The organism is Salicola sp. Rm-C-2C1-2 (assembly GCF_040196175.1).
In the GTDB taxonomy this organism is placed as follows: Bacteria; Pseudomonadota; Gammaproteobacteria; order Pseudomonadales; family Oleiphilaceae; genus Halospina.
This window is the reverse complement of record NZ_JBEFNF010000007.1, coordinates 188,202-207,305: the sequence shown is the minus strand read 5'-3', so window position 1 is coordinate 207,305 and position 19,104 is coordinate 188,202. Positions and strand designations below refer to the sequence as shown.

The window sequence follows — 19,104 nt, the reverse complement described above, 5'->3', positions numbered from 1 at the left end:
CAGGTGCCCCAGCCAGAACGCCTGGGTGTCGGTCAGTCGGTGCGTCATGATTACCTCCGTTGAAACCACGGAGGCAGTCTGGCGAATCCGGCTCAGGCCGTTAAGATGGAGTTCGTGGACCGCTTACTTTTATCCTAAAGCCGCTGGAGACGGGGATTTGCAGCAATCACAGCAGGATTCAAATTTCCAAGCCCACGGAATAAAGGAACGCCTGGCGGCCTCACCAAAGGTGTAATAAGTACCGAGCCAAAGCAGGAGAGCTTGACGTCTAAGCCCCTTCCACGAGAGGGGGCTATATTTTTTAACAAGTGTGCTTACCCGGGGGATCTGGGATTAGTCGTCGAGCTACTTTGGAGCTTGTTCTTTCTGTTCACGCGGATAAGATAGATGATGTGAAGTGCAACAATAGCCTGTTTTAGCTCAGGGGTCAGTTTTTCGACAACCTTAACGCTTGCAGCATGCGCGCCCTTGGCATGGAGGTGAAGGCGTAATGGAGGAGCTGCCGCCGTGCCTAGCCGTTTTAGAGTCCACTGGTTACAGGAAACAGGTCAGGCAGGCCGCGAATCCTAACTCTGGTCCGACTCACCTACCCATTAGAAGTTTCTCCAATCAATTCCCGCATAAACTCGTCATGGTCAGACCAGTACCGCCGATTCTCCAAGATCCAGCACATGTGTGCGGATAAGCCGTCCAAATCCCCCACTAAAGTAAGCTTGTTGACGCCGTAATGGTTGAGCTCGAAAAGCATTTTTTTCTTGTAGTCCGCACTGATGGTGTGAACTTCAAGCTTGTCTTCATCAGTAAGTGCTTTTGAAAGTTCTTCATCTGGATCTGGGTGAGCTGTAAACAGGCCACTTTGCCTGCCAATCCTCGAGGCCACCATAGTGGGTTTAAACTTGCTGATATTGTCATGGTTCCCAGGTTCAGCTTTATCAGGAAGGATTTCCCAATATGGAAGCAGACAATAAACGACAGCATCTTTTTCCGGCTCTGAAAAACAAGAAAAAAAGGCAGCTACCAATGGGTTGTAGGTCCAATCAAGCAACCTGGTTGGTAAACCATGATGCTGTGCAATCGCCATCCACTCCCAGTCATTTTCGGGTTTGGATGTAATGAATTCGGATGCCTTCCTCTTCCAGCTTGCCAAATAATCCAAGTCACTACGCTCTTTGTAGGGATGCCGGCCTGCCTTCGGAACGACTGGCCAATCGGCATCAGCTTGGCCCCTGAACATCCATCGGTTGTCTCTTCGATATCCGGAAAAGACTTCATGAAATTCTGAAAACGAAGTGATTCTCATAAATGGATACTGCTAATTCTCTGGTTAAGCGACGACCTTCTTCAGCGAAGCGGAGAGAATGGCGTCCGGTGGAGGGCTGGACGCGCAGAACGAACTACAACTACTGGTCACAGGACTTAGAGCTATGCTTGATAGCTTTCAGGAACTCATATCCCAGCACTGTTCTATGTACACGACTCAGCATAGCGATGCCTCCCCAGGCCATAGCCGAACTTATCAGTCCCAGTCTAGCTAAATTGCCCAAAGATAACTCGACAGGTGCTGACGGACGTAGGTCCTCTGCTTCCGGCTTCGTTCCCAACGCCTGCTCAGGTAAGCTGGTCGTCCACACCTCGTTCTTGTCTCGGGGAACCGCAGAGATATCGTATATTTTTTCGAGCACAATCGCATCGAGGGGGGAAAGATCTTCGAGTATACTTATGAAAGCTCGCCTTACCTCAGACCCTGATGACTCATCGGCGACATTAACAAGTAGAGCAGCCCACCGATCTTGAAGTGAATCGTCTTCTTCTAGCGAGCCCCCTTGCATAATAGGAATTGCGATCTGCATTGGAACCTTTCGGGTTGGCTGCTGAAGGCCACGCTCCGATAAAAATTTGTTCGCGCGTTCCATAAGTCGAATCTGACGTTCCCACCGCAAATATTTGAGCTTGTCCTCCACTATCCCCATTGCCTGGTCTAAAGGACCACCCACGTACTTGGATATAAAGCTACCAAGCTCTCTGCCTGCATCGATAGCTTTTCCCGACGTTTTTGCAACCTCGTCAATTGCCTTCGAGTCATCTGTCATCGCGAATCCCTAAATTCTTAACGGCAGCGCTCACCGCACGTTCGCTGCAGCGATTTGTTGGGCAGTCCTACTCAGCAACGGCCTTGAGGTCAACGAGAACCCACTTTTCTTTTTCTTCTCCTGAGGCTGATTGAACCTCAAGGAATTTTCGGACCGTGGCGACGTAGCGCTCTTGCAGTGTTGCGTGCGAGACGCGATCGGGGACCTCATCCGCCAGCTTTCCGGTGTACTTTTCCTTTTCATCCAACGACCACAGCTCAAACACCCCTGTTCGCACATTAAGTCCATATAACGTTCCGGGAACTTCAACTTCCTCCGCCATCTGCAAGTCAATCATGTTCACAATTTTTAGGGCCGCGTTGATCGTTTCCCTCGTAAGGGTAATGTCCGCGTGACTGTCGGGGCTTGGTGACCGCCAGCGGACGTGTACACCGGCGGATGACGAACCGAGTTCTTGCAGTAGGTTCTTATATTTTGACGCCACTCGACCACGAAGCTGGTGGAGTTTATTGCTGATACGATCCTCATCGGCTTCAGTGCCTAGGAGGTTGGCCAGCTCACCTAGGGCATCACGCAGAAGCGTCTCGCCAAATATGTCTGAGAGATTCTGTGCCCGGATTTGGACTCCAAATGAACTCTTGAAAGAACCTGCAACATTAAGGCGGGTCTGCCGTAGGATTTCACCAGGTATCGCCCCACGAAGAGTCGCCTCTCCCTTGCAACTTTGACCTATTGCATCGATAAGCTCTTGGAAGGTACCAAGTAATGATGAGAGCACGCGAGCCGGTATTTCATGGTCTCTTCGATCTGCCAGATCAAAACCGAGATTAACGATTTCTCGATTGCTACCAGCTGATGCACTATCAACATCCGATAGGTCTTCGAAATCCTCTAGTGTCCCCTCCGTTTCAAGGTATACGTCGTTATCTGGCAACCAGTCGTCCGGCACTTGAGACACGTTGATAATGTCCACGCTTGATGAATCACGGTATATCGATCGCCCAACTCGAAGGACTACACCCTCTTCCGCATGAGTTATCGCGCTTTGCAAGTCCAGATCTTGCCGAATTAACGCGTTCAGCCGCCACGGAGACACGGCGACAAAGACAAACTCTAGCTCGTTGTCACCGTCTTCAACAGAAAGTCCTAGATACCGTTGTCCCACCTTGTTCCGACACAGGAATAGCCGAGGAAAGTCAAAATGGATAAAAACTTCCTCCATCTGCATCGCGCCTAACACTGTATTCTGCGGAAGTACGTTCATGTCACTATCCATTGTCTTCCGCAATAATGAACAGATCTTCTGGAGCGTCCACCGTGTCAGGAAGCCACCATGTATGATGCCGTTCTGTCATTTTACTCGGGGTTGGCATCACAGCGCCGTGATCAGGAGTAAGATCGCCAAATGCAATTTTTTTCTTTTTCAGAGCCGGAACGACTTTTTGGGAATAAAGGCACACAGCCCAATCGCGAAAAACTGAAAGGCCACACGCTTGACAGGCCATGCGGCCATAGCTATTTGTGGGATTCTCTAACTGTAAACTCACAAAATCGTCATGAGTAGGCGCTTCACCCGAAACAAACCGGTATATCCGGCCTGTGGCGAGTTCGGATTCCTCCGGAGGGCATCCAGCAGGAAAATGTTCGGGCCAAGAGCGTGGCATTTTTACGATATCCTTTTACGACGTGTCTAGTCCTGCCCAATGGAAACAGTACGTGTGGAATGAAGGCGAAATGACAATGGAATAGCCGTCGCCATTACTGTACTTGTTAAGTTTCCGTCGTGATGCTAAGCGTGCAAGGGTTACCAGTTTCTTGAAGTACGTATCCATGTCTGATTGCGAGCGCGTGGGCACACAACGGTAGTTGTATAAGTAGAATCGGTCACCTTCTGCCGCCCCTGTGTATGATAGGTTCTTACATCTACTTTGCACGATTCCTGTCAGTTTCGCTGAGACTGGGGATTCCTCATAATGGACGAAGTTACTGGTGTTGAAACCAACAGGCTTATACTGGCGGCTCAACACCACCCATGTCCCAATTTTTGGGGTTGCAGAAGTCCCCAATAAGCTTCTGTTAGAAGACGTCATTGTGGTAGAGCAAACCCGCATTTTCTACTCTAGCCGTCAACCGCATTCGGCCGCTGATGCTTATCCAGCAACAACCGCAACACCAGATGCGCCAGCTTCACCTCGCTCTCCGGCGTTTCCATCGCCCGCTCCGCCATGCTCTGGTGCTCGTTCATGTCATCCAGCACCAGGTCCTGCAGCTTCTGCGGGAAGGAGCCGTGCATGATCTGGTTCGGGTCGTTGTTCAGCACCTGGTTCATTACCGACTCTTCCCGTTCCAGTCGGCCCGCAAGCCCCTGGGCATAATGGAGCTGGTCCTTTTCGCTGATGTCGCTTCCGAAGATTTCGTTCAGTGACTCGATGATCTCGGAAAGGCGCTTGGTTTCCGGATCGTGCGCCTTGCTGGAGCCCACGGAACTGACCGGCGTCAGGTTGTACTCGCCCTGTTCGTCACCTAGCTCCAGACGGTTCTCGGCCTGTTTGGTCAGCCGGTAATGAGTGAGCTCCAGCCCCGATACATCAATGTCCTCTTCCAGCCTTTCAACGCGCAGGAGGCCATGCAGATTTTTGGCGAAGACACAGAGCTGCTCCAGGTCCCGGTCGTCGTAGAACACAATCTGGGAGAGAAACTCGTAGGCGCGAACAAAGCTCTGCAGGTCCTTGCGGAAGGTATCCAGAGCGTCGCGTTGCTCCCCGGCCTGTTTGAGGTCGTGTTCGGCGCGTTTCTGGGCGCGTTCGTCGCCCTTTTGCTCGGCTTCCCGGGCCTGTTTTCGGGCTTCCTGCATCTGCTTCTGGGCGTCGTCGTAACGGGCCTTGAATCGATCCTTCGCGGGTCGGCAGGCATTATCGAGGCGGGCTGACTTAGCCTTGGGGTCGAAGAACGCTGTAGCGAATGCTTCCACCTCGCTCCAGGTGTAGATGTCGGACTCGTTGAGCTTGTCGAACAGGTCGTAGACCACCTGGGCGTCGGAGACGTTGGCCAGTTCGGTCTGCTGGTAATAGGGCTCGAAGGCTTCCTGGATGTCCGAGGCGTCATTGATGAAATCCAGGATGAAGGTTTCCTTGCCCGGAAAGACGCGGTTCAGGCGGGACAGGGTCTGCACGCATTCCACGCCCTGCAGCTTCTTGTCCACGTACATCGCACAGAGCTTGGGCTGGTCGAAGCCGGTCTGGAACTTGTTGGCCACCAGCATCACGTTGTAATCGTCCTGGTCGAATGCCTCGGCGTGGTCGCGGCCGTGCAGGTCCGGGTTGAGCAGCTTGCTGGTTTCGGTCACTGGCTCCGGAATCACGTCATCGGCGGGCACCTCGCCAGAGAAGGCCACCAGTGGGAAGACATCCTGGTAACCCTTTTCCTGAACGTACTTGCGCATGGCCAGCATGTAGCGCACCGCTTCCTGGCGGCTGGCCGTCACTACCATCGCCTTGGCCTGGCCGTCAAGCAGGTGGCGCACATTGGCGCGGAAGTGCTCGACGATGACTTCCACCTTCTGGTTGATGTTGTACGGGTGCAGCCGTACCCAGCGCGCCAACGTGGCCGAGGCCTTGCGGGACTCCACTTCCTCTTCATCCCCGTGGGGGTGCGCCAACTTCCAGGCCACGTTGTAGGTCACGTAGTTTTTGAGCACATCCAGGATGAAGCCTTCCTCGATGGCCTGGCGCATGGAGTACAGGTGGAACGGCTCCGGGAGGTTGTCCTCGCTTGCCGGCTCGTTACGATTGGGTCGGCGCCCGAACAGCTCCAGGGTCTTGGCCTTGGGCGTGGCGGTGAAGGCGTAATAGCTGAGCTGGGTCGGTGGCTTGCGGGAGGACACCGCCGCATCCAGCAGTTCCTCGGCGCTGACCTCGCCTTCGTTGTCCTCATCGCCACCGCCCAGCAGGGCCTTCAACTTGGTGGCCGAGGTGCCGGTCTGGGAGGAATGGGCCTCGTCGGCGATGACCGCATAACGGCCCTGGGCGAGCGCTTTATCCTTCTCCAGGGCATCGTAGAGCGCCGGAAAGGTTTGGATGGTGACCACGATGATGCGCGTGCTCTTGCGAAGCGCATCCGCCAGTTGCTCGGACTTGCTCTGGGTGGTTTTCTCATCCCGGGTGATGGCGCGGACCATGCCCTCGGTGCGCTCGAACTGGCGGATGGTGTTCTGGAGCTGGCTGTCGAGCACCGTGCGGTCAGTGATGACGATGACGGAGTTGAACAGCTTGGCGTCGTTGTCGTCGTAAAGGCCGGCGAGCTGGTGCGCCGTCCAGGCAATGGAGTTGGACTTGCCGGAGCCGGCGCTGTGCTGGATCAGGTAGCGCTCGCCGGCGCCTTCCTGGCGGGTCGTCTCGATCAGCCGGTTGACCACTTCCCACTGGTGATAGCGCGGGAAGATGAGGGCTTCCTTTGTCTGGATGTTGCCGTGGAAGTCTTCTTCTTCCTTTTGCTCCAGGTGCAGGAAACGCTGCAGGATCCGCAGCCAGGCATCCGGGGCAAAGACGTCGTTCCAGAGATAGCCAGTGGCGTATTCGTTGGGATCAGTCGGCGTTGGGTTGCCCGCGGCGCCTTCCGGGGTGCCCTTGTCGAACGGCAGAAAGCCTGTGTCCTTGCCGGCAAGGCGGGTCGTCATGGCCACCCGGTCCTGGCTGACGGCGAAGTGCACCAGCGCGCCGGTCTTGAACGACAGCAGCGGCTCCACCTGTTTGTTCGTCGGCGCCTTCAGCGGTCGGTCGTGCTGGTACTGGCGCTTGGCCCGCTCCACGGACTGCTTGAACTCACTCTTGAGCTCCAGCGTGGCCGCGGGGATGCCGTTGACGAACAGCACCAGATCCAGCCGGGGGTTGTAGTTCTCCCCGGCATGGGGCGAGTAGGACACCTCCGGCACCACCCGCAGGCGGTTGGCGTGGTAGCGCTGCTCGGACTCCGGGTTCATGCCGTGGTCGGGCTTGAAAGCGCAGGCCTCGATGTAGTGGCCGGGCAGGCGCACCGGATTGCGCAGGACGAAGAGCGTGCCTTTCTTGCGCCGTTCCCGGTCCACCGCCACGCACAGCTGGCGTTCCGGATCCCCGGGATAGGCCTTGGCGAACTTCTCCCAGCGATCCGGGTAGGCCTCCTTGAAGAAATCCACCAGGTCCTGGGTGTAGAGCGCCAGCTCCCGGTCATAGCCGTCCGCCGTGCCGGTCTGCCACCCCTGGGCGGTCATCTCGTTGATGATGTCCTTCTGGAACTGGTGCTCTCGTTCGTCGGCCATGACGCTACACTTCGACCTGTTTTATCGGATTGCTCTCACTGTAGACCATAAGCCGCATTCCTTGAATCGGGCTCAGGCTGGCGCTTCTTCGCTGGCGGTGGATTGGGGGAAGGTTTCGGAAACCGGCGGTTCCCAGTCGCGGACATCGATCTTGCCGGTGACGGCTGCGGAAATCAGGGCGGAACGGCGCTCCTCCATAAGCTCTACAGTAGCGCGTGCTTGATCTGACATTTCGTCAATCTGACTCAAGCGTTTTTCAAGATAACCGACAATGTCTTCTATCTCAGAATCTGGAGGAAGACCGATCTTGATTCCGCCAATCGTTTCGGTATTCAAGTTTAGTTGGGTACCTAACTTCCCTAAACCCTTGTAGCAGAGTTCAGACTCAAATATGTAGTACAAGAACTTTGAATTGATGGCTAGCTCAGGGAAATACACAAAACCGTCGTGAATACAGGCTTTTATATTCGTGATGCAAGGCTTTCCCACTGTACCGGCTATACTCACGAAGAGCGCCCCTGGTTCAAGCTTGACACTCAAAGAGCTGCCGAGCGCAGACAAGGTTTGTGTCGTAGATTCTAGATAACCGCTCGAAGCCGATACATCCGCGATTCGGACCCAGCCGTATTCTCCTTCCTCTTCGAAGTATACCGGGTCATCAATAGGTCGAGGTGAAGCGCCACGCTGAACTACAGATAACCTTTTTATTGCAGGAACATTCCAGTGTTCCGGCACTTCACCTACCCACTCCACCCCGGAGTCCTTCATCACCACATCCGGATCCAGCCCCTTGGTCACGGCATGGGAAATCGCCGCCTGGCGCTTTTCCTTGAGCAGCTCGATCAGGCGCTGCTGTTCGGCGATCAGGGCGTCGATGCGGGCGGTTTGGTGATCGAGGAAGCGTGCGATTTGGGTTTGTTCTTTTGATGATGGTAGAGCTAATGAAAGGTTCCCAAGACGTTCAGCATTTAGAATTCTAAGGACGTTGCCGGTGGCTTCTTGGTCAAGCTCGGGCTTAGCGGCGTTCATGCAGTAGAACAGAAACCGAGGGTGGCATGCTGGCTCTAGCGCAGTTATCTGCTGATTTGTAGATATGACTCGATTGGAAAATCCGACTTTTCCGATGCTTCCTATACAGCAAACTAAAGTTGCTCCAGGTTTTACTGGCCTGCAGTACCCCCAACCCTGTTGGGTGACATATTTAGATGCGGTTATAGGTTTCCCTGCTTCATCTAAATCATCTGGAGTGACCCAAGGCCAGCCATCTTCAGAGTAATTATCCAAATCATCACTTGGCGGAGTAACGCCGGTAATCAAATTAGCAGCACGCTTTAATTTCGCTGTGAACCAGTCCGTTGGAATGTCCCCGAGCCAATTCACATCTGAATCTTTGTACCCCGGATAACTCGAATAGCTCATACCGCCATCTCCTCAATCATCCGCTTGATCGTGTCCGTGCATTCCTTGAGGTCCGCGTCGATCTCTTCCAGCGGCCTGGGCGGCTCGAACACGTAGAAGTGGCGGTTGAAGGGGATTTCGTAGCCAACGATGCCGACGTCGCCGTCCTTCTCGTCCGTCTTGGACTCATCGATCCAGGCGTCCGGCACATGGGGCAGGACTTCGCGCTCGAAGTAGTCGTAGACGGACTCACCGAGCGGCACGTTTTCGTTGTCCCGCAGGTCCGGGTCGGCTTCCAGGTTGCCTTTCTTATCCCGGCAGTAGTCGGCTTCCGGGTCGTGCTCGCCCAGCGCCTTCCAGATGTTCTTGAGCTGGGCGGCGCTGGGGTAGAAGGTAGCCTTGGTGCATTCGCCCTTGAGCGCTTCCAGGAAGGCTTCCCGGTTACGGTAGAGGGTGTCGCCTAGGCTCTCGCAGGCGCTGATCAGGTTGGCCTGGTCCGTCTCGGAGAGCTTCTCGAAGAACTTCTCGCCCTTCATACGCTCGATGCGCTCCGGTGAGGCCTGGAAGTTGAGCTGCAGTGGGCGCTCCACGGTGATGCGCCGGTAGCCGAAGGCCTGGGTCGGAAAGATCTTGCTTTCGTCCGTTTCCTCGAACCGGCCGTACTGGCGCACGATCTCGTCCTGCTCGGACTCGGGGATGTAGTTGCGCTTGCTGCCCAGCGATTTGCGCATCTTGGCGTAGCGGTCCGCCGCGTTGATGAGCTGGACCTTGTTGCGCCGCTGCTCGGGCTTGTCGTTGGACAGCACCCAGACGTAGGTGTTGATGCCAGTGTTGAAGAACGAGTCCGACGGCAGCGCGACAATGGCCTCCACCAGGTCGTGCTCCAGCATGTAGCGCCGGATCTCGGATTCACCGCTGCCGGCGCCACCTGTGAACAGCGGCGAGCCGTTCAGGATGATGCCGATGCGCGAGCCGCCCTTCTCCGCAGGGCGCATCTTGGCAACCAGGTGCATGAGAAACAGCAGCGAGCCATCCGAGACCCGTGGCAACCCGGGGCCGAAGCGCCCCTCATAGCCGCGCTCCTTGTGTTCCTTCTGGACCTTGTCCTGCACCTTCTTCCAGTCCACGCCGAAGGGCGGATTGGTGAGCATCACGTCGAACGTATTGCCGCGCAGCTGATCGTCCGAGAGGGTGTTGCCCAGCCTGAGGTTCTCGACCTTCTCGCCCTTGATGAGCATGTCGCCCACGCAGATGGCGTAGGACTCGGGGTTGAGCTCCTGGCCGCTAACGGAGACATCCACCTGCTCGCTGATAGACTTCACGTAGGATTCCGCCTCCGACAGGAACCCGCCGGTTCCGCAGGTCGGGTCGTAGATGGTCAGGATCTTGCCGGGCTGGAGGTGGTCTTCCTCGCCGGTCATCACCAGGGAGGTGGCCAGGTGCACAATGTCGCGCGGGGTGAAGTGTTCCCCGGCGGTTTCGTTGGAACTCTCCGCGAACTTGCGGATCAGCTCCTCAAACACACTGCCCATGCCGAAGTTGGAGATGCGCTTCGGGCTCAGGTCCACCGCTGCGAACTCCTGGACGACCTGATACAGCAGGTTGCTGCTCTCCAGCTGCTGGACGAAGTCCTCGAAGTTGAAGTGCTCAAAGATGGCGCGGCCTTGGGCGCTGAATGAGTGCACGTAGCTCATCAGGTCTTCGCCGGTCTGCGTGTCCGACAGCGACGCCAGGCTCAGCGGGGAGCTGTTGTAGAACGGTTGCTCTGAGGCGCGATGCAGCAGGCGGTCCCGGGCGGTTTCGGATTTGTCCGCGTATTGCTTGGCGGCATCCAGCACCGCGTCCTTCGTTGGCTCCAGTACGCACTCCATCCGGCGCAACAGGGTGAATGGCAGGATGACGCGGCCGTACTGGGACTGCTTGAGATCCCCGCGCAGCAGATCGGCGATGGACCAGATGAAGGACGCAATCTCGGAGTGGTTTTCCGTGTTCATTCGGGCTCCGGGCAAAGGGGCGTTGGATCGGTGCGATTGACGCGATTCTGGGCGGCGCCTGCGACAGGTGGTGTCGGAGGCATAGATGCCGTTTTGGGGTAAGGGTGCAGTGAAAGGGGAGGGGCGTCAATTTTGCGGTATTGAGGGACGCAATCGAAAAGGATCCCCGGATTGCCCGGGGATCACATTGCGCTTGGTTTGGTTGGTTAGTAGGCGGGGCCTTTGAAGTAATACCGGCCCTTCGCATCGACCGTTACCGTTGACACCTCTGCCTGAGAGCCATCGAAGCTGCCGTTCGGGCAACCGATATCCGAATCACGGAGCTCAAGCGTCTTTTCAGGGTCAATGTTGTGCCCATCAATCTGAAGCCTATAGCTGCAGCTCCCGGAAGTGGGCACGCTGATTGTCATCTCCTGGATGCGCGTGGTTGGGTGAAGATCCAGGGCCACGGTAACGCTGTCTGCATCGCTGCTGAGATTATCCAGAGCCTGCTGAGATTCATCCGTCAGCGTCGGGAAGCGGTTTGCGTAGGCTTCCGGGGCGCCCATGAAGGGCAGCGAGTCCAGGGCAATGTCGGAGTAGGTTTTGTTAACGTCCCCCGTTAGGTCGTTGGAACTGAAGAGCTCGATCTTGTAATGGCCGTCGTCTTTACGGACATTATCCAATTCAGACTCGTTCATTGCGATACGGTTGTCCTGGCCATCTTTCCAGGTAAAGACGCTCTGATCAGAACCGGACTCGGTGGAGAAGACTTCCGCACTCCCGAAAGATCCGCTGTTGAGCTGGAATTGGACGCCGAGTTCTGGCGCCTGTCCGTCCTGGTACATGGCGTAAGGCTGAAGCTCCAGATCATGCTCTCTCTGGTTGCCCCAAAGCTTCCAGCCGTCTGCGGTCTGAATGATGGCAACATCCAGGGGATGCAGGCGGTTGCCGTTCGCGTCGAGCATCATGACTTTCGCCTGGCAGACCACACCTTCCTGAGCGGTCTCACACCCATTCACATCGAAAGACGCGGCAAGGTTTTGAACGCCGTTGAACAGAAGTTTCTCGTTCCTCATCTCATCGATGACAGTGGAGCGATCCATTCCCAGGTCCAAAAAGTTCTGGTGAACCAGCGGCTCATACTCAGAGATGGCAGCACCTTCACCCAACAGTGCACCGAGATCGCTGAACAGGTCGCGAATGGCAGGAAGGTCGGCATTGGCTGCGTTGAGAGCGCCGCCGAAGTCGCTGCTGGCATCATTCAGCTGAAGGGCGCCGTTGGTTCGCTCAAGGACCAGACGCTGGGTGCGGTTTCCGAGGTCAGTGATCTGGATACCGACATTACCGTTACCGTCAGCCTCGTAGGTGGAAATATCGACAAGATCCAGCAACCGGTCCAAGCCAGTACGGTCGGCCTGGAAGTTGGCGTCACCGACCAGGTCGATGTTGGACGCGATATCCAGCTTGCTGAGAACGCCCGCGTTCTCGAGGATGGCCCGGATGGCCTGCTGTGTATTCCCGATGTTCTGTTCAGCGGCAGCGCCGGGATCCAGATTACTGAGATCCGCGTTGTTGAGGGCGCCTGAAAGCACCAGTTCTGAGAACGGGGTGACGTTTGCTGTGGTGCCTTTTTTGCCTTCCGCAATGGAGCGCAGAACTGCCGGGTCCCCGCCAGCGTCTTCACCCTCTACGGTAATGGCAAAGGGCGCCTCCAGGCCCTCTAGATCGGACTCACTGAAGCTGTACTGGCCGTTTTCATTGGTCGTGGTGGATGCTGCACAGCCAGCCTGACTGCTGGTAGATAGGCAGACTTCAGCCCCTGCCAACGGTGCGCCTGTGGCGGCGGTGCCGGACACCGCGGTTGAATCCGAGTCACTGCTGGAGCCGGAGGAGCTTCCTCCAAAGCAGCCTGCGAGGGAGAGTGAGAGAGCGCCAACTACGGCAAGGCTGAGGGGTGAAAGACGGTGGTCCATGACCATCTCCTTTTACTGAGTGTACGTTGAGAGAGGTAGTTGAGAAGGCTGTCGGGGGCAGCGATGCTGACCCCGACAGCTCCTCGAAGGAGGTCAGCCGCCTGTGTTGCGGGTTAGAGTACCGACAGTGTCACCATCCACCCAGTTGATGACATCCGTGCCCCGGATGTGGATGTACTGCACAGTGTTACCGTTGCCGTCGTCGTAGCTGTCATTAAGCTCTGACCAGGTGCAGGCTTGGAATCCATTCTCCGCGCAGTCCAGGGCGATGTTGCTTTCATCTGACGGAAAGCTGTAGGTGCCGCCATCGATGGTCTGATCGTCCGTGGCAGAGATGAGCTTCTCCTCCCATTCACCCTCAGTGAGATCCACGGTGTGATCGAGGGCTTCTCTGCGGTTCATGACATCCAGTGAGAAACCATTTTCACTGAAGTTGGAGGCACGCTCTGCGTCTTCAGCAGGAGCCTGAGACGCGTAGAAATCGCGCTTGAGTCGGAGGATGCGGTCCCCACCAAGGCGGTCCACGTAAGTGACTTCGGAAAAACCTACGACAGGCCCATTGTGATCATCGCTCTCCTCGCAATAATCCGCATCCTGAAAGTGATCGATCCCGTCCCCTTTGTTTTTGTACGTGTAAAAGTCATTTGCAAGGCAGGTTTCTTCCCAGTCGTCGATGGTGCCCCTGAGTTCAGCGAGGGTGCATTCCGGGCCGCAATCGAAATCCAGAGCACCATTTTCTGCGATTGACCACTCAACACCATCTATGCCGTTACGAGTGGCTTGATCGACACCAGCCCAATCAGATGTATCCTGGCTACCGTAGTCTCTGCCTTCGCAGGTAATGCTTCCATTGTTGGTTTCGCTGTGGAGTTCATCGCCGTGGAGGAAGACCGTCTCATCACCCACGACCCAGGTTGCAGGCCCTACATCGACACATGATGAGTCAGGCTGATCGCCAAATTGTTTCATGTAGGTAGAGGTGGCAACCCATTCGCCCCGCAGATCGATGACATTGTTGTCGAGGTTTGCCAGGGTTTGTTTGAGATGCTCTGCAGCATCGCCTCTTGCTACCAGGGGTTCACCTTGTTGGCCTGCAGTGGTGAGGATGCTGTCCAGTGTTTTGCCTGCATTGGCAAAGCCTGCGGTATCCTGGGCAAGATTAAGCCCTACTGAAGTGCTATTGCGATCCTCATGGAAACTGTCGGGGACGACGATGGTTGAGTCTTCGTCACTGGAGTCGATTGTTTGCAGGAGGCGCAGTACGTTGATGCCTTCGTGCGGGTGCCCAAGGCCCTGCTCTTTGATTTTGCGCACGGAGAGCGTGTCCATCGGCGTTGAAAAGAGCTCCGCATCGGTCAATGTGACCAGTTCATTGCCCAGGTAAAGGGCAACAACCTCGCCGGGTTTAAAGTTGAAACTGCCATTTTTCCCGGTCTGACCGAGCCCGTTTGAAGCAGTCCAGTAGGTCAACCCCTCAACAGCGGCATCCTGAAAACTCCCTGTTTGCTCGCCCTCGAGGTCAGCTGTGCGAGTCATCTCGTTGCTGCCTGAGTCGTCGTTAGTGCTGGAGGAGCCTGAAGAGCTACCCCCGAAGCAGCCGGCAAGGCCAACTGACATGGCGCTGACGACCGCGAGAGCAAGTGGTGAGGGGATCCGGTTCATAATTTTCTCCATGGTTATATCAATAAGACCACCGTCGATCCTAGTCGCGGTTTATAGACACTTCCTTAATGACGACGTAATGATATGTTAATTCGAGTAAGGCCTATAGGCCTCTAGGAACTTCGAGGCCTGAGCCGAGCGCGCGGTTTAGCAGAGCCAGTAGCTATTTGAGGGGTTCTATGATGGATGGATCGTTTTGGTCAGGACGGTTCATGGCAGGTGTGACTGACCAGCATGTGAGCCGTTCGGGATCCAAACGATGCGCCGCCTCTTTGATCTGCTCTCGCTCTGTGAGGGCTGAACTAAGCCAGTCGTACCGGCACTCAGGATCCAGGACAACTGGCTGCCGGTTATGGATGTGTTGCAGGTTTGAGGCGGCTGGTTCAGTAAGAACCGCTGTGCAGAAACCAGTTTCTGTAGATCCCTCCCAGATGCCTGCAAAGAAGATCACGTCCTTGGGGCCGGCATCGACTTGCGTTATGTAGTAAGGCTGCTTCCCGTTCGGACCCTGCTTCCACTCAAACCATCCATTCGCGGGGATAAGGCAACGTTGACGCTGGAAGGCGGAGCGGAAGTATTTGCTGGTCGCCACCGTCTCAGCTTTGGCGTTGATCGGCTTGGGGGCATCATCCCCAGCCCAAGGTGGTCGATAACCCCAGTGAGCAAATTCAAACGCGATCACACCATCGTGTTCTCGGATTATGGTGATGGATGTGCCTGGCGGCGTGTTGTATCTGGCCACTGAATCGCCCAAAGGGTGGGTTATGCCAAACCAATGTTCAGCGATCCATGGGCGTGGCGTGTGGAGGTCGAAACGTCCGCACATTCTTCTCTTCCCCAAAGTAGCTACCGAGAAGCGATTGGTAGGCCCCAAAAAAGTAGACGAGTGGTGGCATCGCGCTCACCCGGGCTGGTGCGTCAGTCTATTGTTTTTTGAATGCGTTTTATTCTTTGGTTTAGGTGAAATAACGAGTGTCTGGTACAGAGTCAGAATTGCTGCAGGCGAGTAATCGCGTGCTGAAGCATTGCATCGCTGAATAGGCTGGCTTTTCGGGTTGCTGCCTGTTCGCCCGCAGGCCATTGTTTCAAACCTGCTTTAATGCTCTCCAGGTTCGGTTCGCAGCCCTCACGCGCGATGAGCCAATCCACCGTGGCGAGCACTTCCATACCTAGGGGAGACTGGAATCCGTCGATCAGGCTGGAGACTTTATCCAGAGCTGGCGTATAGGCCTGTGCCTCTCCAGACTTGAGGTAGACGGCTACTTTCTCTTTACGCGATTGATCGAACCAGATGACATCTTCTGGCTTGGCATCCCCCAATCGTTTTTCGCACTGCAGGTAGCTTCCATCAAGTGAATCCAGCAGATGGCGTAGCCGGTCCGCATACGGCCCGTACCGATTGGCTTCAAAGCGAAGGTCCATGGGATCTTTCAGCCCTGTCTTGTTGATCGCCCGCTCCATGAACCAGGCCAGTTTCTGGATTTCGAGCAGAGAGCATTCAATACCAAGCACCCAGTAACGGCGAACCAGCTCTGCGATCAGCGCTCGTGGTGGGGTTAGCTTCTCAACCCCGGTTCGACGGGTGACGTTTTGGTACTGTGCTGTCGGCTCATAAACGACAATACGTACCTCTGCGAGATCGCCTAGAGTCTCTTCAATCATCGGCTTCACCGTGGACCAGTCGAGTCCACCATTGCCGCTCCCCAGAGGTGGGATGGCAATAGACTTGATGTCGTTTTCCAGGATGACCCGTTTCAGGTCATGGAGGCCGTCAGCTATCCACTCCGGTTTCGAGGGGGACCGCCAATGCTGCTTTGTGGGAAAGTTGATAACCCACCGAGGCCCTACGAGGTCTGAGCGCTCCGTAACGAACATCTTACCCGGCTGTACCGTTTGGGACTTGCAGGCCTGGGCATAGGCTTTGAAGTTTTCCGGGAAGGCTTCCTTGAACATCAAAGCGATCCCTTTGCCCATGACGCCTACCGTGTTGACGGTGTTCACCAGGGCATCCACATCGGCTTCCAGTAAATTGCCTTCTGTGTACTCGATCATCAGAAAAACCAACTCGGTTTGCTGTATACGCTCAGGTCAAGCTGTCGCTCGTCGGCCAGTGCCTGGATCTCAGCTTTTACGGTTTCATTGTAGGTTACTATGCCCTTGAGAGCATCCACCGGTAGGTGTTGATGGATGAGAGCTTCTGCCTGGTAAAGCTCCGACTTCTCGGGATCTTCAGGATCTTTCTGGAAGTCCCGAGCCTGGAGAAGGTCCCATCGGACCATGGTGGCAAGGTCTGCGATGTCATCACTGAACTCTGCGTTGATCAGGTAGGCATGACGATCACTGAACAGGTACTGGACGCCCGCTTCCTCGACCTTTGGGAGTGAGCTAACCAGTATCACAATGTCGGATTTAGGCCGTTTCTGGACATTTCGCCCCGTCACAATATTGAGCAGCATTGGCGAGTACGGGGTGAAATAAAATGGGATATAGTCGGCAAGCACCCCGCCTGGCGCCATTGGGACCTGGTGCGTGGCGCGTCCCTGAATGAGGTCTTGGCTGCCAATGGTGATGAAATCGTCATCCAGGATTTTACTGGACGGGCAATGCAGCCCATGATCCAGCAACCACGGTAAGTTTCGGCGATGGGTAATACGGAAAATCAGAGCCTTTTCGGGTTTCAGGTCCTTTTCAAAGCCCATTGGTCCCTCGGGGGTGTTGTTGTCTCGGTATCCAGTTTACCCGTTGCGATTCCAGCGGGCACTCCATCCGTAGCAGCACAGTGTAGGACCGCACGCCCACACCGAGCATCTCTCTGAGACAGTTTCAGTCCAGCGTCACCCCATAATCGCGGATATCGTCTAGACGTGTCGCTCCAATTCCGTTGATAGCGGTCAGTTGGTTCAGATCTGTGATCGGCCTCATGGTGATGAGCTCGCGTGCACGCTCTGACCCCAGGTGCGGGATGTTCTGCAGTTCCTGCTCGGTAGCGGTATTCAAGGCGACGTAGGCGTCATGAGCTGCTGGCGCCGGTCCTCTATTGCCCCCCGCTGATTCGGGCTGGCTTTGTGTAGCATTCGTTGCAGAGGCCACCTCTTCCGGCTCCTGAAATCGGATCCCTGCGAAATCCGCGTAGATCTCGATCAACGCTTCCTGACGTTGCGTGCGGTCGCCATCTTCCAGTGCGAGCTCATCCGCCTGCAGAATCGTTTCAGAGACGGTGTGCTCGGGGGCTTTCTCCGTCATTCGCTGGGCCAGGGCGGCCATCACCATAGGAGGCGCCTCCCGCCGCTGTTCATCGTCATTGTCCTGCACCTCCTGGAGGCGAGCAGCCACTGCAGCAAGGTCTTCTGTTGCGCTGGCCAGCACGGGCCAGGTCTCAGCATTCGAGGCCACGCGTTCCTGCATTGCCTGCGCGACCTCATCTGGATCACGCTCGCGCCCCCACGCCACCAGAACCAGAGCGGTTCCAGCGATCAGTGCCTCCTGGGTCCAGGCAGAGGTGGGCGGTTCCAGCCCCTCCATGCCTTGTGAAACCCGACGAGCCAGACGCCAATTGCGAAAGCGCCGTTTCGTAACCGCCACCGCGTAGGGTGTCGCCAATGCGAGCCTATAGACGATCCCGCCCAACAATACGCCAAGTCGAAACAGCACCACCAGCGCCTGAATCAAAACTTGCACGGCCATCGCGAGGCCTACGAAGAGCATATAGATCATCTGCAGGAAGGCCGCGTTCCGTCCATGCACCTGGACACCGGCTACCTTGGCCGACGAGCGGTTGGGCTTGATCCAGTTGAACGAGCCCAGCGCGTTGCGGGTAGATACCGTTGCGCCGGTCTTGGAGACGTTGAGTTTGGTGGGCCCGTCACCGTAACGCCCCCGCAACACAAAGCGCCCGTTCTGCAGGGCGACCTGGGTGTTAGTCATGGGCGTTCCGGAAACACGGAATCCAGTGCTGGTGTTGGCAGTGACGTTCACGCCGGCCGCTTTGGCCTGAGCCCGTAAAGCCACACCACCAGTTCGGCTCGCACGCAGGTGGCGTCCACGGTGCTCCACCCGGCGCTGGCGGCCGTACTCATCTTTTTTGCCCAGATTGAAAAGGCCCATCAATTCGGCTCCTGCCATCCACCGTTTTAAATCACGCTAGGAGCCCGTCGAGGTTTTCTTTTGGGCGATTAGTTGCACCGGAAAGTAAAGTAAACATATTCACTGGTAAAACCGTAAGTGGTTGCTGTACCAGAGCTTGCCTGGGTGTAATAAGTGGGCTCGCTTGTGGAGGTGTCCTCATCCAGCAGCGTGTAATCGCCACTACACCGGTTGTGCATCAACTCGTATGCGTTTTCTCGGCGCCATCCGGGGATCGGCCATAATCCCTCATTGAGGTAGCTGACGATGCCTACCCGATCGCCCGTAGCATCACGGGTGGGCCCATATTCCGATGAGTGTTCCACAGGGCCAGGTTCCTGGACCATCGTTGCGCTGCAGCTAGTGAGGATAGGTAAAGACAAAAGTACGGTGAGCGTCCGCATCGCCAAAAGCTCCTTTTACGGCTTATATGAAGCAAGTGGAAATGTAGCAGACAGTTTGTACGTGTCTACAATATCAACTGGTTATCAGCCTTTAGTCCTGAATTACGCTGGCAAGTCCCGGGTACAGTAGACGCCTCGATGCGTGATATTGATCGTTCAACGGTTCCAGGATCCAGGGCTGAG

General features: G+C 55.9%; 14 protein-coding genes. All 14 read right to left on the bottom strand.

Going from position 1 to position 19,104, the window contains the following annotated elements; genetic code table 11:
• Positions 1–586: 586 nt before the first annotated feature.
• Complete coding sequence (locus AAF659_RS12685) at positions 587–1,300, bottom strand: FRG domain-containing protein (RefSeq protein ID WP_349752142.1); 714 nt, start codon at positions 1,298–1,300, stop codon at positions 587–589.
• 100 nt (positions 1,301–1,400) lie between these two features.
• Entirely contained in the window at positions 1,401–2,090 is a 690-nt protein-coding gene (locus AAF659_RS12680) for an Abi-alpha family protein (RefSeq protein WP_349752141.1), read from the bottom strand.
• A gap of 67 nt (positions 2,091–2,157) precedes the next feature.
• Entirely contained in the window at positions 2,158–3,354 is a 1,197-nt protein-coding gene (locus AAF659_RS12675; protein ID WP_349752140.1) for a DUF6575 domain-containing protein, read from the bottom strand.
• Between the two features lie 4 nt (positions 3,355–3,358).
• The gene (locus AAF659_RS12670) at positions 3,359–3,754 is read right to left on the bottom strand and encodes a hypothetical protein (RefSeq protein ID WP_349752139.1); all 396 of its coding nucleotides are present in this window, start codon (positions 3,752–3,754) and stop codon (positions 3,359–3,361) included.
• Positions 3,755–4,209: 455 nt separating this feature from the next.
• Positions 4,210–7,386, bottom strand: a complete 3,177-nt coding sequence (locus AAF659_RS12665; RefSeq protein WP_349752138.1) for a type I restriction endonuclease subunit R — start codon at positions 7,384–7,386, stop codon at positions 4,210–4,212.
• Positions 7,387–7,458: 72 nt separating this feature from the next.
• Positions 7,459–8,805 carry a restriction endonuclease subunit S gene (locus tag AAF659_RS12660; RefSeq protein WP_349752137.1) on the bottom strand — a complete coding sequence of 449 codons (1,347 nt, stop codon included), beginning with the start codon at positions 8,803–8,805 and terminating at the stop codon, positions 7,459–7,461.
• Complete coding sequence (locus AAF659_RS12655) at positions 8,802–10,778, bottom strand: type I restriction-modification system subunit M (protein ID WP_349752136.1); 1,977 nt, start codon at positions 10,776–10,778, stop codon at positions 8,802–8,804. The genes AAF659_RS12660 and AAF659_RS12655 overlap by 4 nt, the downstream gene beginning before the upstream one ends.
• Positions 10,779–10,984: 206 nt before the next feature.
• A complete protein-coding gene (locus AAF659_RS12650; protein ID WP_349752135.1) occupies positions 10,985–12,733 on the bottom strand; it encodes a carboxypeptidase-like regulatory domain-containing protein in 1,749 nt (582 codons plus the stop codon).
• A 93-nt stretch (positions 12,734–12,826) separates the two neighbouring features.
• Entirely contained in the window at positions 12,827–14,395 is a 1,569-nt protein-coding gene (locus AAF659_RS12645; protein WP_349752133.1) for a hypothetical protein, read from the bottom strand.
• 163 nt (positions 14,396–14,558) lie between these two features.
• Positions 14,559–15,221, bottom strand: coding sequence for an SOS response-associated peptidase (locus AAF659_RS12640; RefSeq protein WP_349752132.1), 663 nt, complete (start codon positions 15,219–15,221; stop codon positions 14,559–14,561).
• Positions 15,222–15,382: 161 nt separating this feature from the next.
• Entirely contained in the window at positions 15,383–16,447 is a 1,065-nt protein-coding gene (gene darG, locus AAF659_RS12635; protein ID WP_502949213.1) for a type II toxin-antitoxin system antitoxin DNA ADP-ribosyl glycohydrolase DarG, read from the bottom strand.
• A complete protein-coding gene (darT, locus tag AAF659_RS12630) occupies positions 16,447–17,094 on the bottom strand; it encodes a type II toxin-antitoxin system toxin DNA ADP-ribosyl transferase DarT (RefSeq protein WP_349752130.1) in 648 nt (215 codons plus the stop codon). The genes darG and darT overlap by 1 nt, the downstream gene beginning before the upstream one ends.
• 124 nt (positions 17,095–17,218) lie before the next feature.
• The gene (locus AAF659_RS12625) at positions 17,219–18,499 is read right to left on the bottom strand and encodes a ComEA family DNA-binding protein (protein WP_349752129.1); all 1,281 of its coding nucleotides are present in this window, start codon (positions 18,497–18,499) and stop codon (positions 17,219–17,221) included.
• A gap of 68 nt (positions 18,500–18,567) precedes the next feature.
• Positions 18,568–18,843, bottom strand: coding sequence for a hypothetical protein (locus AAF659_RS12620; protein ID WP_349752127.1), 276 nt, complete (start codon positions 18,841–18,843; stop codon positions 18,568–18,570).
• Between the last annotated feature and the right edge of the window lie 261 nt (positions 18,844–19,104).